Source organism: Streptomyces sp. NPDC008001 (assembly GCF_042958085.1).
In the GTDB taxonomy this organism is placed as follows: Bacteria; Actinomycetota; Actinomycetes; order Streptomycetales; family Streptomycetaceae; genus Streptomyces.
The window spans coordinates 291,368-304,829 of the sequence record NZ_JBIBIZ010000008.1; the positions used below are offsets into that span (position 1 = coordinate 291,368).

Sequence of the window (13,462 nt, forward strand, 5' to 3'; positions counted from 1 at the left end):
TCCGGGACGGGAGCCGTTGCGCCGAGCGTGCGCGAACGAGCCCCGTCCGTCCACCGGTTTGTTTCACCGCCCGTCCGTCACGCCCGGTGGAGCCCCCGCCCCGCCAGGGACAGCATCACCTCGCCCACCGCCTCCGACAGCGTCGGGTGCGGGTGGACGTGCTGGGCGATGTCCGAGGCCTCGGCGTCCCAGCCGACGGCCAGCTGGCTCTCGGCGATCATCTCCGAGACGTGCGGGCCCACCAGGTGGACGCCGAGCACCCGGCCGCCGCCCTTCTCCGCGACGACCTTCACCATGCCGCCCTGCCCGTGCACCATGCCCTTGGCCACGGCCGTCAGCGGCATCGAGGCGGTCTCGGCATCGAACCCGCGCTCGCGCGCCTCGCCTTCCGCCAGGCCGACCGAGGCCGTCTGCGGGCTGGAGTACGTCACGCGCGGCACGGCGGCGTAGTCGACCGGCCGCGGGGCACGCCCCGCCAGCGTCTCGGCGACCAGCAGCCCCTCCGCGAAGGAGGCGTGGGCCAGGCCGAGCGACGGCGGGGGCAGCAGGTCACCGACGACGTGGACGCCCGGCACGGCCGTCTCCAGACGTGACCAGTCGGCCGGCGGGACGAAGCCGCGGGCGTCGGTGGCGAGCCCGGCCGCCGCGAGCCCCAGGCCCTCCGTGACCGGGACCCGGCCGACGGCCACCAGCAGCCGCTCCGCCTCCACGGTGCGCACTTCGCCCCCTGCCGCACGGAGCGTGGCCCGCACCCCGCCCTCGTGGACGACGGCGTCCTCCAGCCGCGCCCCCGCCCGGACGCCGATGCCCCGCTTCTTCAGACCCCGCGTCAGATACCGGCTCACGTCCGCGTCCTCCAGCGGCAGCAGCCGGTCCGCCGCTTCCACGAGCGTCACCTCGGCGCCCATGGAACGGTGCAGGGACGCGTACTCGACGCCGATGGCACCCCCGCCCAGTACCAGCACGGAGCCCGGCAGCCCCGGCGCGAACAGCGCGTCATCGCTGGTCACCACGCGCGCGCCGTCGGGCTCCAGACCGGGCAGCGTGCGCGGCCGCGAGCCGGTGGCCAGGACGACGCCCCGGCGCGCCGTCCACTCCGCGCCCGCCTCGGCACCCGAACCGATGCGTATCGAACGTGCGCTCGTCAGCGTTGCGGAACCCCGCACCACGCGTACGCCGGCCTGCGCCAGATGCGCCTCCACGCCGCGGTGGTTGCGGGAGACGATGTCGTCACGGGTCGCCGTCAGCGCGGACCAGTCGACCGATTCCAGGGTCGCCTTCACCCCCCACCGCTCGCGTGCCTCGGCGATCCCGTCCACGAGCTCCGCCGCGTGCAGCATCGCCTTGCTGGGTATGCAGCCGCGGTGCAGACAGGTTCCGCCCACGCGATCGCGCTCCGCGAGGACGACGCGGAGGCCCAGGGCGGCGGCCCGCAAAGCGGTGCTGTAACCGCCGGTGCCGCCGCCGATCACGATCACATCTGTTTCCTGCATGCCTGTTTCGTGCATGGCTTCACCCTGCGCCGTCAGGGATTATGAGTCCAACGCAATGTTTCGATCACAGCCATGACGACTGTTCATGTGCTCAGGTGCAGGAGGGGGCCGGGCATGAGCCTGCGGCAGATGGAGTACCTCGTCGCGGTGGTCGAGGAGGAGTCCTTCACGCGCGCCGCGGAGCTGCTCAACGTGACCCAGTCGGCCCTCTCCCACCAGATCAAGGCCCTGGAACGGGACGTCGGCGGCCCCCTGCTGGAGCGCCGCCCGCGCGGCATCGGCCTGACGCCGATGGGCCGCGCCTACCTCCCCCACGCCGAACTCGCCGTCCGCAGCGCCGTACAGGCCCGCCGGGCGGCCAAGGCCGCGGCCGGCGCGGCCGGCGGCGAGCTCCACGTCGCCTCCCTGCACGCCCTCGCGGTCGGCGTGCTGCCGCCCGTCTTCGCCCGCTGGCGCCGCACGTTCCCCGCCGTCCGCCTACACCTCCACGAGTACGCGACCACGGACGAACTGCGCGACCACATGGAGCGCGGGGTCGCCGACATCGCCGTCGGCCCCTGCCCCGAGGACTGGCACGGCCCCGTCGTCCCCCTCGGCCACGAGGAGATCATGGTGATCACGTCGGCCGGCGACCCGCTCGCCGCCCACCGGGGCCCCGTCGCCCTGACCGGCCTGGCGGAGCGCGACTGGGTGCGGTGCGGCCTCGAACCGCTCGTGGAGGGCAAGCGCTGGCTGGACTGGGTCTGCGAACGGAGCGGCTTCACCCCCCGTACGGCCGTCTGGACGGAGCACTCCTCGACCGCCGTACGGATGGCGGTGGCCGGACTGGGCCTCGTCGCCGCGCCCGTCCACATGGCCCGTGACGTGCCGGGCGCCGTGGCCGTCCCCGTCGACCGGCCGTGGCGCCGCGAGCAGACCGCCTTCGCGCGCGTCGGCCTGACGGGCATCACGGCGGCGTTCGCGGACCTCTGCCGGGAGCTGGCGTTCCCGGGGCCGGACCCGCGGTAATCGCGCCCCGTGAGGGGGACTGCGCGACCGGCCGCCGGAAAACCACCGGTCCGGCGGAGCCCCGAGCGCTCAGGCCCGTACGAGCAGCGCCACCGGACAGCGCTCCAGCAGCTCGGCCAGGACCACGCGCGCCCCGAAGGACGCCCCCGTCAGTGCCTCCCGCCACCGCCCCCCGCCCGGCAGCGCCAGTGCCGTCTCGCGCAGGCCGCCGCTCCGGGCGAGCCGGTGGTGCAGGCGCGTGACGACGGTGACCGCCGCGCCGGAGCGCGCGAAGGCCACGCAGTGCCCGGCGGCCGGGCCGTCCGCGGCCAGCGGCTCGTACGAGGCGCCCGGGCCGAACCACTCGGGGTGGTCCCGGCGCAACCGCAGCACCGTACGGGTCAGGTGCAGCTTCTCGCCGGACAGGCCGTCCCCGGGGCCGGCGTCCGCGAAGGCCGGCGGGCGCCGGTTGTCCGGATCCACCAGGGCGGCGTACGCGCGTTCGGTGCCCATGTAGAGGTCGGGCACGCCCGGCATGGTCAGGTGCAGCAGGGCCGCGCCGAGCGTGTTCGCCCGTACCGACGGCGCCAGCGCGTCCTCCAGGGGCGCGAGGTCGGTGCGGGCCGGACCGCAGGGTCCCCCCGCGACGAACGCCTCCACCGCCGCCTCGTACGGCGCGTCCGGCTCGGTCCACGTCGTGCGCAGCCCCGCCTCGCGCACGCTCTTCAGCACGGCGGGGACGAGCCGGGACGCCTCCGCCGGGCCGAGCCCGAAGGCGGTCTGCCAGGCCAGCCACGCCACGTGCGGATCGGGCGCGGAGGGCTCCCCGGCCGTCAGCCGGTCCATCAGGTCGCCCCACTCCGCCGGGCGTTCGCTGAGTGCCGTGATGCGGGCCCGCACGTCGGCGCTGCGCTTGGTGTCGTGCGTGGAGAGCACCGTCCCCGTCGCGGGCCAGTCGCGCTGCAGCCGCGCGCAGTAGGCGTGGAAGTCCCCGGGGGAGACCGCGGGCCGCCCGGGGTCGCCGCCGACCTCCGTGGCCGACAGCAGGGGCGCGTGCCGGTAGTAGGCGGTGTCCTCGACGGACTTGGCGCGCAGCGCGGACGCGGTCTGCGCGAACCGCGCGCAGAAGTCCCGCTGGTCCGGCCCGTGCCCCAGGCGGCCGAGCGCCGCGTCCCGGATCACCTCGGCCGCGGCGGCCTCCTCGGGCACGGTGAAGGCGCCGCGCGCGCCCTGGGCCGCCTGGTCGAGCAGGGCGGCGTCGACGGGGGCCGGCGGCCGGCCGGGCACGGCGTAGGGGCGGTAGACGGGCAGCCGGACGAGGATCTCGTGCAGGGCCGTGCGCAGGGCCCAGGGCGCGGTGTCGCGCAGCCGGTGGGAGCCCTCGCAGATCCGGCCGGCGGTCCGGACGAGCCGCTCGGACTCCGCGGCCAGCTCGTGGGTGATCACCTTGTACGCGGCGCGGCGCACCGTCGCGGACCAGTCGCCGCCGCGGTCGGGCGGCAGACCCGTGAAGGCCCGGTAGCGGGCGCCCAGGGCGGTGGCGCCCTCGGGGTCGGTGAAGAGGCCGTCCAGGTGGCGCAGGGCGTCGTAGCCGGTGGTGCCGGCGACGGGCCAGTCCGCGGGCAGCCGTTCGTCGCCGCTGAGGATCTTCTCGACGACCGTCCACCGGCCGTCCGTGGCCCCGGCGAGGCGGTGGAGGTAGGCGGCGGGGTCGGCGAGGCCGTCCGGGTGGTCGACGCGCAGGCCGTCGACGACGCCCTCGCGCACGAGCTGGACGACCTTGCCGTGCGTGGCGGCGAAGACTTCGGGGTCCTCGACGCGGACGGCGATCAGGTCGGAGATGGTGAAGAAGCGCCGGTAGTTCAGCTCCGTGCGGGCCAGGCGCCACCAGGCGGGCCGGTACCACTGGGCGTCGAGCAGCTCGGGCAGCGGCAGCCGCTCCGTTCCGGGCCGCAGCGGGAAGGCGTGGTCGTAGTAGCGCAGGACGCGCTCGGGGCCGTCCGCGCGGTCCGCGACCGCGAAGTGCCGCAGCTCCGCGCCGACCGGCCCGGCCAGGACGGGCAGCAGCACCTTGCCGCCGTGCTCGGCCCAGTCGATGTCGAACCAGCGGGCGTAGCGCGAGGCCGGGCCGTCCCGCAGCACCTCCCACAGCGGGCCGTTGAGCGTCGCGGGCGCGGGCAGGGCCATGTGGTTGGGGACGATGTCGAGGACCAGGCCGAGCCCGTGCTCCCGGGCGGTGCGCGAGAGCGACCGCAGGCCCTCCTCGCCGCCGAGCTCCGCCCGTACGGCCGAGTGGTCGGTCACGTCGTAGCCGTGGGTGGAGCCGGGGACGGCCTCCAGTACGGGCGACAGGTGGAGGTGCGACACCCCGAGCGAAGCCAGGTAGGGCACGGCCTCCTCGGCCGCCCGGAAGGGGAAGGAGGGCTGGAGCTGGAGCCGGTAGGTGGCGGTCGGCGCGGTGTGGTGGGGCCTCATGGGAACGTACGTACCCAGTTGCGGCGCCCATGCTGCGGGTGCGTCTGTCCGGCGGACGGCGAATTCGCCGCGTACGGGGCCTACACGGGCCGCTGCAGCACCGCCAGGCTCCGGTCCGACAGCGTCAGGCGGTCGCCCGCCCGGACCTTCGGCCCGTCGGTCGCGACCCCCTCCGGGCTCGCCGTGTCGACCACGAGCTGCCACAGCCGCCCGTGGTCGGCGGGGATGACGAAGTCGAGCGGCTTGTCGTGCGCGTTGAACATCAGCAGGAAGGAGTCGTCGACGACCGGCTCCCCCCGCGGCCCGGGCTCGGAGATCGCCCCGCCGTTGAGGAAGACGGTGAGCGACTTGGCCTGGGCGGCCTGCCAGTCGCTGTCCCGCATCTCCTCACCCTCGTGGGTGAACCAGGCGATGTCGGAGAGCTCGTCGTGCGTGCCCTGCACCGGCCGCCCGTGGAAGAAGCGGCGGCGCCGGAAGACCGGGTGGTCGCGGCGGAGCCACACCATCGCGCGGGTGAAGGCGAGCATGCGGCGGGCCCGCGCGGAGGACGCGTCGCCCCGGTGCGGCCAGTGCACCCAGGAGATGTCGTTGTCCTGGCAGTAGGCGTTGTTGTTGCCGTGCTGAGTGCGCGCGAACTCGTCGCCGTGGCTGAGCATCGGCACGCCCTGGGAGACCAGCAGCGTGGCGATGAAGTTCCGCATCTGGCGCTCGCGCAGGGAGAGCACCTGAGGGTCGTCGGTCCCGCCCTCGGCCCCGCAGTTCCAGGACCGGTTGTGGTTCTCGCCGTCGCGGTTGTCCTCGCCGTTGGCCTCGTTGTGCTTCTCGTTGTACGAGACGAGGTCGTGCAGCGTGAAGCCGTCGTGGCAGGTGACGAAGTTGATGGAGGCCAGCGGGCGGCGGCCGTCGCCCTGGTAGAGGTCGGAGGAGCCGGTCAGGCGCGAGCCGAACTCCGCCAGGGTGGCCGGCTCGCCGCGCCACAGATCCCGCGCGGTGTCCCGGAACTTTCCGTTCCACTCCGCCCACAGCGGCGGGAAGTTCCCCACCTGGTAGCCGCCCTCGCCGACGTCCCACGGCTCGGCGATCAGCTTCACCTGGCTGACCACCGGATCCTGCTGCACCAGGTCGAAGAAGGACGAGAGCCGGTCCACCTCGTGGAACTGGCGGGCGAGCGTCGCCGCCAGATCGAAGCGGAAGCCGTCCACCCGCATCTCGGTCACCCAGTAGCGCAGCGAGTCCATGATGAGCTGCAGGACGTGCGGACTGCGCATCAGCAGCGAGTTTCCGGTGCCGGTGGTGTCCATGTAGTACTGCGGGTCGTCCGTGAGCCGGTAGTACGAGGTGTTGTCCAGCCCGCGGAACGACAGCGTCGGCCCCAGGTGATTGCCCTCGGCCGTGTGGTTGTAGACCACGTCGAGGATGACCTCGATGCCCGCCGCGTGCAGCGCCCGCACCGCCGACTTGAACTCCAGCACCTGCTGGCCCCGGTCGCCCCAGGAGGCGTAGGCGTTGTGCGGGGCGAAGAAGCCGATGGTGTTGTAGCCCCAGTAGTTGGCGAGGCCAGCGTCCACCAGCCGGTGGTCGTTGACGAACTGATGGACCGGCATCAGCTCGATGGCCGTCACCCCCAGCTCCGTCAGGTGCTCCAGCACCGCCGGATGGGCGAGCGCCGCGTACGTGCCCCGGATCTCCTCCGGCAGCGCCGGGTGGCGCATCGTCAGGCCCTTCACATGGGCCTCATAGATGACCGTGCGGTGATAGTCGGTGCGCGGCGGGCGGTCGTCCCCCCAGTCGAAGTACGGATTGACGACGACCGACGTCATCATGTGCGGCGCCGAGTCCATGTCGTTGCGCTTCTCCGGGCGGCCGAAGTGGTAGCCGTAGACGGCCTCGCTCCAGTCGACCGACCCGCTCACCGCCCGGGCGTAGGGGTCCAGCAGCAGCTTGGCGGAGTTGCAGCGGTGGCCCCGCTCCGGCTCGTAGGGGCCGTGCACCCGGAAGCCGTACCGCTGACCGGGCATCACGCCCGGAAGGTAGGCGTGCCGCACGAAGGCGTCGCTCTCCCGGAGGTCGATCGCCGTCTCCGAGCCGTCGTCGTGCAGCAGGCACAGCTCGACCCGCTCGGCGACCTCCGAGAAGACCGCGAAGTTGGTGCCGGCGCCGTCGTACGTCGCGCCGAGGGGGTACGCCTGTCCCGGCCAGACCTGCATCGACTCTTCCGTTCTTCCGTTGTCCCCGGTCTTCTGTCCCGGTCTTGCCTCCCGCACCCCTGTCCCGGTCCGGGAGCCGGCCTCCTGTCCGGTCGTCACGCGCCTGCGGGCCGGAGCGGCATCCTCGTCCAATCGGAGCCGAAGGACCGCCCCTTCGCCAGATCTTCCCCAAAAGGAGCGCCCTCACCGCTCTCATCGGCTAGTCCGACCGGGTGACCTGACGGGGTGTGTCCTTCCCGCCGCACGGCCGCGGGACACCGTGCCCGGCCGCGCCCGTACGCGCGCCCGCACGGCCCTCACCGCGCCTTTTGCGCCCCCGCCGCTATGAAACGGCTCACTCCCCGCTCCGGGCCCGCGGACAACCGCCACCCGGATCCGCAGAGTTGACGGGGGACCGTACGCGTCCGGGTGCAGGGCCTCCCGCCCGCACAGTAGTCTGCCTTGATCGTTGGACGGGGGCGGAAGGGCGGTGCACTGTGACCTCGGGCGGGCTGGAGCTGCCCCCTGGAGACGGATGTCCCGGGGGTGACGGCTCGGCCGACACACCTCCCGGTGCCGTGTCCTTGGCACGCCCCGTGGAGATCGGCGCCGCGCTGGACTGGGACGCCGACGCGTGGAGCGAGGTGCGCACGCGCGCGCGGCGCGCCGGGCGGGCCTACATCTGGCTGAACCTGGTGGAGCAGCGGCTCCGCGCCGTCGTGGCCGCCGTGCTGCGGCCCGTCTACGAGCCCGTGCACGGCGAGGACGAGTGGGTCGTCGCCGCGGCCGGGCCGGCCGGGCAGGAGTGGGTCCAGCGGGCCGTGGCGGTGCGCGAGGTCAGCCGCCGCAAGGGCTATCTGCTGGACCCGGCCGACGACAACGTCCTCAGCTTCCTCACCCTGCCCCAGCTGCGCGAGCTCCTCGTCCAGCACTGGCCCTGCTTCGAGCCCTACCTCGACGACCGGCGCGAGCTGGAGCTGGCGCTGGACGAGCTGGAGGTCACGCGCAACGTCGTCTCCCGCAACCGCGCCCTGTCCGAGACCGTCCTCGCCCAGGCCGAGCGGGCCGCCGGCCGCCTCCTCACCATCCTCGGCGGAGGCAGCGGCTCCGCCGCCGGGTCCGCCGACCGGCTGCCCGTCGACGCCGTCGAGGACATCGTGGGCGACCGCTACGCCGACGTCGTCGGCGTCCACCCCGACCGGGTCCGGCTGCAGCGCCAGCTGCCCGTCGAGGACCTCTTCGGCAGCGCCCGGCGCCTCGACGCCGTAGGCATAGGCCTGAACCTGCTCGTCCAGAACTACTCGGGGCGCCGGCTCGTCCGGCTCGCCGAGGCGGGCTGCCGGGCCCGCCTGCTCTTCCTCAACCCCGCCAGCAGCGCCGTGCGGCGCCGGGAGCGGGAGCTGGGCATCAAGAAGGGCGAGATGAGCCGGTCCGTCGAGATGAACATCATGCACATGCGGCGGGTCCGGGACCGGCTGCGCGACACCGCCGCCTTCGAGATCCGCGTCTTCGACGAGACGCCCCGCTTCACCGCCTACCTCGTCAACGGCGACGGCTCCGACGGCCTCGCCGTCGTCCAGTCCTACCTGCGCAAGGCCCGCGGCATGGAGGCCCCCGTGCTGGTGCTGCGCGGCGGCGGCTCCGTGGTCCGCGACGGGCGCGAGCCCGAGCACGGCCTCTTCGAGACCTACCGCGAGGAGTTCGAGAGCGTCTGGGCGGACTCCCGGCCGGTGTCGTGACGCCCCCGTCCCCGGGGGATGTCAGTGGGGCGTGCGACGCTGGGGACCAGTCGGGGGAAGCACCACGAAGGGGGACCGCGATGGGGTGGCATCAGGAGCTGCTGATCGGCTTCGACCTGGAGACCACGGGCACGGACGCGACCGAGGCGAGGATCGTCACGGCGGCCGTCGTCGAGACCAAGGGCGGTGAGCCGGTCGGGCGCCGGGAGTGGCTGGCCGACCCCGGCGTCCCCATCCCGGAGGAGGCCGCGGCCATCCACGGCATCACCAGCGAGCGGGCGGCGCTCGGCAGGCCGGCCCGCGAGGTGGCCGACGAGATAGCCGGCATCCTCGTCGCCCACTGGTCGGCGGGGGCGTCCGTCGTCGCCTACAACGCCGCCTACGACCTGACCGTCCTGGCCGCGGAGCTCCAGCGGCACGGGCTGCCGTCCCTGGGGGAGCGGCTCGCCGGCGAGGGCCTCGGTGCGGACGGCCCCGGTGCGGAAGGTCCCGGCGGCGGGGACGCGGCCGCCGCGGGGACGGGCCCGGTCGTGGACCCGCTCACCATGGACCGCGCCCTCGACCGCTACCGCCGGGGCAAGCGCAATCTGGAGACGGTCTGCCGCGTCTACGGCGTCACCCTGGACGACGCCCACGAGGCGGGCGCGGACGCCCTCGCGGCGGTCCGCGTCGCCTGCGCCCTCGCCGAGCGCTATCCGGACGTGGCCGCGGCCTCCCCGTGGGACCTCCACCGCGACCAGGTGCGCTGGTACGCGGAATGGGCCCGGGGCTACGAGGACTGGCTGCGCCGCAAGGGGGACGCGACGGCGGCCGTGGACGCCCGCTGGCCGGTGCGCTGACCACGCGGCCGCTACCGCCGTGCACAGGGCGGCCCTGCACTCGTTCCGGGGCCCGCGGCCCCGAAGGGGCGCGGGGAACTGCGCGCTCAGCCCCGTACGGCCCGCAGCCGGCTGACCGGGGCCCTCCCGCGGGGAACCCCGGACGGCCGAGCCGTCAGAAGGGATCCCTCAGAACGGATACCACCGCACCCCCGCATCCCCGTCCCGCAGGGACGCCACGCGGCGGGCGAACTCCGCACGGGCCGCAGGGTTGCCCGCCGCATGCTGGGCCACCCACGCGCAGCTCGCCGTTTCGCGCGCCCCGCGCAGGACCGGGCAGCCGTCCCACTCCCGGACGTCCCACCCGTACGCCCGCACGAACGCGTCGTACGCCTCGGCGGGAAGCCCGTAGCGGTCCTTGCTGAGGGCGAGGACGACGAGGTCGTGCTCGCGCAGGTCGCCCGAGAAGGTCTCCAGGTCCACGAGGACCGGCCCGCCGGGGCCCATGTGCACGTTGCGCGGGAGGGCGTCCCCGTGGATGGGGCCCCGCGGCAGGTGCGGGGTCAGCGCGGCGGCCTCCGCCGCGAAGGCGTCCCGCCGCTGCCGCAGGAAGGCGGCGTCGGCCGGGTCGATCGCGTCCCCCGCCAGCCGGAGCCAGCGCTCCACGCCGCCGAGCAGGTCGCGCGGCGGCAGGGCGAAGTCCGGCTCGGGCAGGGCGTGGATGACGCGCAGCAGCACGGCGAGGTCGGCGGGCCCGGCCGGGCGCACGGCCTCGGGCAGGCGGTGCCAGAGCGTCACCGGACGGCCGCCGGCCACGCGCGGCGCGTCCTCGGCCGCCCGCACCGCCGGGACGCCGTGCCCGGCCAGCCAGCGGGCGACGCGCAGCTCGTGCCGCGCCCGGTCCAGCAGCGCGGCGTCGCGGCCGACTTTGGCGACGAGGTCGCCGGCGGCGAAGACCGCGTTCTCGCCGAGCGCGAGCAGCTCCGCGTCCGCCGGCAGCTCCGGGACCGCCTCCGCGAGCAGCGCCCGCGCCCGCCGTTCCGTGAACGCCGTGCTCTCCGTGAACGCCGTGTTCTCCGCGCTCTCCGTACCCTCCGCGCCGTCTGCCGCGTCCACCACTGTGCTCGTCCCTCCACCGGCCCGGGGCATCACCTGCCCCGGCCGCCTCGTGTGCCTCCTGCACCTCACTGAGCTGCCACGTTACCGGGCTGGACCGGACCTGGCCGAAAGCAGTCGGCGGGCCGCGCGGGCGGCTCGGCGGCCCGGAAAACCGGGCCGTCCGCAGGTTTTCTCATCAGGGCTCTCACTGTGCTCAATTGATGCTCCGTCAGTGCCCAAATTGCCTTCCTTCAAAGGGGTTTGGCATTACGCAACGACGTTGCCTATGTCACAAAACCTCGTGGGGGTTGAACTGCCCGCGTCAAATCCGACAGGGTTTCGAAGCACCTGGAGCGGCCCCTTCCGTCACTCCGGGTGTGCAGTGACTCATGCTCCATTCCCCCCACAACAGCACGAGGAGGAAACCTCGTCATGGCAGCACACAAGCGCGCCGGCCGGCGACGGCTGATCCTTGCGATATCCGCCGCGACCGCCGTCACCGCCGGAGCCACGCTCATGGCTCTCCCGGCCGGCGCCGCCCCCGCTCCCGAAGGCACCGTCTACGGCACCGAGTCCAAGGACGCCATCGACGGCAGCTACATCGTCCTCCTGAAGGACGGCAAGGCGGGCGTGGGAGCGCAGTCCGTCTCCGCGAAGGGCGGCGACCTCGCCCAGCGGTACGGCGGCAAGCTCGGCCGCACCTACGACTCGGCCGTCCACGGCTTCTCCGCCAGCGGCCTCGACAAGACCGAGGCCAAGCGGCTCGCGGCCGACCCGGCCGTCGCGAAGGTCGTGCAGAACCACCGCTTCAAGGCCACCGCCACCCAGGAGGCCCCACCCTCCTGGGGTCTGGACCGCATCGACCAGACCGAGACCAAGGGCGACGGCAAGTACGCCTACCCCGACAGCGCGGGCGAGGGCGTCACCGCGTACGTCATCGACACCGGGGTCCACATCAGCCACAAGGACTTCGGGGGCCGCGCCTCCTTCGGCTTCAACGCCGTGGACAAGAGCGACAAGGCCGAGGACGACAACGGCCACGGCACCCACGTCGCGGGCACCATCGCCGGTACGGCGCACGGTGTCGCCAAGAAGGCCAAGGTCGTGGCCGTCAAGGTGCTCGACGGCCAGGGTTCCGGCTCCACCGAGCAGGTCGTCGCCGGCATCGACTGGGTCACCAAGAACCACAAGGGCCCCTCGGTCGCCAACATGAGCCTCGGCGGCGGCGCCGACGAGGCGCTCGACGCGGCCGTGCAGAAGGCGATCGCCTCCGGCGTCACCTTCGCCGTCGCGGCGGGCAACGAGTCGGCCGACGCGGGCAGCAGCTCCCCGGCCCGCGTGAAGGAGGCCATCACGGTCGCCTCCAGCACCAAGGACGACCAGCAGTCCGACTTCTCCAACTTCGGCAGCGTGGTCGACCTGTACGCCCCCGGCTCGGACATCACGTCCGACTGGAACGACAGCGACTCCGGCACCAAGACCATCTCCGGCACGTCGATGGCCACCCCGCACGTGGTGGGTGCCGCCGCGGTCTACCTCGGCGCCCACAAGGACGCCACCCCGGACCAGGTCGCGGCCGCGCTCGTCAAGGGCGCCACCTCGGACAAGGTCTCCAACCCGAGCACGGGCACGCCCAACAAGCTGCTGAAGGTCACCGAGTAGGCCCCGAGCTCACCGAAGAGAACGGACAGAGGGCTTTCCAGCCCATCGGCCGGCCGCCGCGCCCCACCCCCCCGGGGCGCGGCGGCCGTGGTCGTTCCCCGGGCCGGCGGCTACGCGGTGAAGTCCGCCGCGTGGTCGGCGACCCACGTCGCGAACGTCCGGGCCGGACGGCCGGTCAGCTCCTCCACGCCGCCCGCGAGGGCGAGGGGCTCGCCGTCGGACGACCGCCAGTAGTCGAGGAGCGCGTCGGCGAAGTGCCCGGGCACGTAGGCGGCCACGGACTCCTTCCACGCCTCGGGCGACACCGGGTTGACGGTCACGGGCCGGCCCGTGCCGCGGGCGATCTGCTCGGCCTGGTCGCGGAAGGAGAGGGCCTCCGGGCCGCCGAGGGTGTACGCGCCGCCCTGCCGCGCGGGGTCGGTGAGGACGGCGAGGGCGGCCTCCGCGAGATCCAGCTCGTGGATGGGATCGGTGTAGGCACCGGGGTAGGGCAGGTCCACGGTGCCGCCGGCCTTGATGGAGTGTGCCCAGCCGAGCGCGTTGGCGGCGAAGGGGCCGGGCCGCAGGAACGTCGAGGTCACCGGGCCGGCGGCCAGGGCCTGCTCGGCCTGCCAGTGCGAGCGGCCGATGGGGTGGCGCTCGGCGCCGGGCTCGTTCACGGAGCCGGACGAGAGCAGCACGATGTGCCGGACCCCGGCCGCGGCGGCCTCCCGGGCGAAGGCTTCGGTGTGCGCCCCGTCCGCGTAGAGGAAGACGGAGGTCACGCCGTCGAGCGCCGGGGCGAAGGTGTCCGGCTCGTCGAGCGCCAGGCTCAGCGACGGGACGCCGTCCGGCAGTGCGAGGTCGGCGGGGTTGCGCGACGCGGCCCGGACGGCGTCGCCGCGGGCGTGCAGGAGGTCGATGAGGGCGCGGCCGACACGGCCGCGGCTTCCGGTGACGAGAACGGTCATGGCGTGGGTGTCCTTCGGGAAGTGCGAGGCGTGCACGGCGAGGGGCCTGCACGG

The 13,462-nt window shown here is 74.1% G+C and carries 9 protein-coding genes; 4 read left to right on the top strand and 5 right to left on the bottom strand.

Translation table 11 applies throughout. From position 1 onward, the window contains the following. Positions 1-77: 77 nt before the first annotated feature. A complete protein-coding gene (gene lpdA, locus ACFZCD_RS22620) occupies positions 78-1,493 on the bottom strand; it encodes a dihydrolipoyl dehydrogenase (protein ID WP_391833566.1) in 1,416 nt (471 codons plus the stop codon). A gap of 114 nt (positions 1,494-1,607) precedes the next feature. Here lpdA and ACFZCD_RS22625 point away from each other — a divergent pair, with 114 nt between their 5' ends. Then, entirely contained in the window at positions 1,608-2,501 is an 894-nt protein-coding gene (locus ACFZCD_RS22625) for a LysR family transcriptional regulator (RefSeq protein WP_391833568.1), read from the top strand. 69 nt (positions 2,502-2,570) lie between these two features. On the opposite strand, the gene treY is transcribed toward ACFZCD_RS22625, so the two are convergent. Both treY and glgX read right to left on the bottom strand, forming a co-directional pair. After that, positions 2,571-4,955, bottom strand: a complete 2,385-nt coding sequence (gene treY / locus ACFZCD_RS22630) for a malto-oligosyltrehalose synthase (RefSeq protein ID WP_391833570.1) — start codon at positions 4,953-4,955, stop codon at positions 2,571-2,573. 80 nt (positions 4,956-5,035) lie between these two features. Further along, positions 5,036-7,162 carry a glycogen debranching protein GlgX gene (gene glgX, locus ACFZCD_RS22635; protein WP_391833572.1) on the bottom strand — a complete coding sequence of 709 codons (2,127 nt, stop codon included), beginning with the start codon at positions 7,160-7,162 and terminating at the stop codon, positions 5,036-5,038. A 476-nt stretch (positions 7,163-7,638) separates the two neighbouring features. Between glgX and ACFZCD_RS22640 the strand changes: the two genes are divergently transcribed. Both ACFZCD_RS22640 and ACFZCD_RS22645 read left to right on the top strand, forming a co-directional pair. After that, the gene (locus ACFZCD_RS22640; protein ID WP_391833574.1) at positions 7,639-8,880 is read left to right on the top strand and encodes an SAV2148 family HEPN domain-containing protein; all 1,242 of its coding nucleotides are present in this window, start codon (positions 7,639-7,641) and stop codon (positions 8,878-8,880) included. Positions 8,881-8,960: 80 nt separating this feature from the next. Beyond that, positions 8,961-9,719, top strand: coding sequence for a 3'-5' exonuclease (locus ACFZCD_RS22645; RefSeq protein WP_391833575.1), 759 nt, complete (start codon positions 8,961-8,963; stop codon positions 9,717-9,719). A 168-nt stretch (positions 9,720-9,887) separates the two neighbouring features. On the opposite strand, the gene ACFZCD_RS22650 is transcribed toward ACFZCD_RS22645, so the two are convergent. Further along, positions 9,888-10,721: a phosphotransferase enzyme family protein gene (locus ACFZCD_RS22650; protein ID WP_391833999.1), complete on the bottom strand. Its 834-nt coding sequence runs from the start codon at positions 10,719-10,721 to the stop codon at positions 9,888-9,890. Between the two features lie 507 nt (positions 10,722-11,228). Between ACFZCD_RS22650 and ACFZCD_RS22655 the strand changes: the two genes are divergently transcribed. Next, complete coding sequence (locus tag ACFZCD_RS22655; protein WP_391833577.1) at positions 11,229-12,458, top strand: S8 family peptidase; 1,230 nt, start codon at positions 11,229-11,231, stop codon at positions 12,456-12,458. Between the two features lie 110 nt (positions 12,459-12,568). Here the strand turns inward: ACFZCD_RS22655 and ACFZCD_RS22660 are convergent, their stop codons facing one another. Further along, positions 12,569-13,408, bottom strand: coding sequence for an NAD(P)H-binding protein (locus ACFZCD_RS22660; RefSeq protein WP_391833579.1), 840 nt, complete (start codon positions 13,406-13,408; stop codon positions 12,569-12,571). Positions 13,409-13,462: the final 54 nt, after the last annotated feature.